The 1600-nt window shown below is 69.4% G+C and carries 2 protein-coding genes; both read left to right on the forward strand.

Going from position 1 to position 1600, the window contains the following annotated elements:
* Window positions 1-714: DNA gyrase C-terminal beta-propeller domain-containing protein (locus tag Q4F04_RS15895; RefSeq protein WP_303370756.1), on the forward strand; the 714-nt coding region annotated here is incomplete at its 5' end.
* Between the two features lie 125 nt (window positions 715-839).
* On the forward strand, window positions 840-1600 hold a 761-nt coding region (locus Q4F04_RS15900; RefSeq protein WP_303370757.1), incomplete at its 3' end, for a hypothetical protein.

The following is a 1600-nucleotide window of genomic DNA, read 5'->3' on the forward strand; positions in this document are numbered from 1 at the left end:
GCCTTCGTGGAGCGCGAGCCGGTGACAGTGATCCTGTCGCAGAAGGGCTGGATCCGCGCACTGAAGGGCCATGTGCCGCTGGAAACGGAACACAAGTTCAAGGAAGGCGATTCGCTGCGCATCGCGCTGCATGCCAACACCGCCGACCGGCTGTGCCTGTTCGCCACCAACGGCAAGAGCTTCACCATCAAGGCCGAGGCGCTGCCGCGCGGCCGCGGCGATGGCCAGCCGGTGCGGCTGATGGTGGACCTCACCAACGAGGATGACGTGGTGGACCTGTTCGTCTGGTCGGAAGGGCGGAAATACCTTGTCGCCTCCACCGAGGGGCGCGGCTTCGTGGTGAAGTCGGAGGATCTGGTGGCCGAGAAGCGCACCGGCAAGCAGGTGCTGATGGTGGACGCGCCCGTGGAGGCGGCCGTCTGCGTGCCCGTGGATGGCGACACGATCGCGGTGATCGGCGAGAACCGCAAGCTGCTGGTCTTCCCGCTGGAGCAGGTGCCGGAGATGATGCGTGGCCGTGGCGTGACGCTGCAGGGCTACAAGGATGGCGGCATGGCCGATGTAAAGGTGTTCGACGGCAAGACCGGCCTGAGCTGGCGCATCGGCGACCGCGTGCGGCTGGAAACCGACCTCACCGCATGGCGCGGCAACCGGGCCGGCGCCGGGCGGCAGCCGCCGAACGGCTTCCCGCGCTCCAACCGCTTCGGCGACTGAGGCAGCGCCCACCGCCTCCATTGCCCGATTCGTCAGGATAATCCGGCCACAATCGGGGTGTGTTTTCCGCCCATGATGCCGGACCTCCCATCCTGATGCCGCTGCGAGCAAAGCACGGAGCCGCGTTGGGCCTGGTGCTGGGCCTCATTCTGTTGCAGGCCGGCCATCCCGCGCGGGCCCAGCCCGATGCACCACTCGACCCGCGAGCAGGCGCCGCCTCGGAGCAGCTGGCGCGGTGCGATGGCAGCAGCGCCGGCATCGCCGGCGCGCCCGGCCGCGACCTGAGCCTGTCCCTGGACGAGTTGCTGCCCTTCGCGCGGGAGATCCTGGCGAAGCGCGACGTACAGGTCCGTCCCGGCGGGCGGGGCAAGCCCTGGCGGGTCGAGCTGCATCTGCGCAACCTGCGCGACCTGCCGGCGCCGGAAGGCAACCCCCAGACCATCTACCTTTCCGGCGAGGACGCTTCCGCCGTGCTGCTGGACCGCCGCTCGGCCATCCGCTCGCTTTGGCGCGTGGATGAGGCGACGGTGAAGGCGGCCGACATCGCCTATGACGTGCGGCACGGAAAGGGTGATGCGCCGCCTTTCCTCGACCATCCCGGGCTGGAGGCGGAACTGCCGGATTACCGCCCGCTGCGGCTTTACGCGGACCGCCATTCGGGCTTCGCCGCCGTGGCGCTGGAATCCCGCCCGTCCTCCGGCCTGCCGCCGCACCGCATCTATGCCATCGCCGGCACCCATGTGTTCGAGCACCGGGATTTCCGCTCCTGGGCATCGGGGCTGACCTTCGGGCGGGCTCAGGCCAGCTCAACCGCCGCGCTGGCGATGATCCGGGACGCCGCCGACTATGCCGGCGATCTGCGCGATGGTGGCGAGGTGTTCGTCAC

This window comes from Paracoccus sp. (in: a-proteobacteria) (assembly GCF_030536915.1).
Taxonomy (GTDB): Bacteria; Pseudomonadota; Alphaproteobacteria; order Rhodobacterales; family Rhodobacteraceae; genus Paracoccus.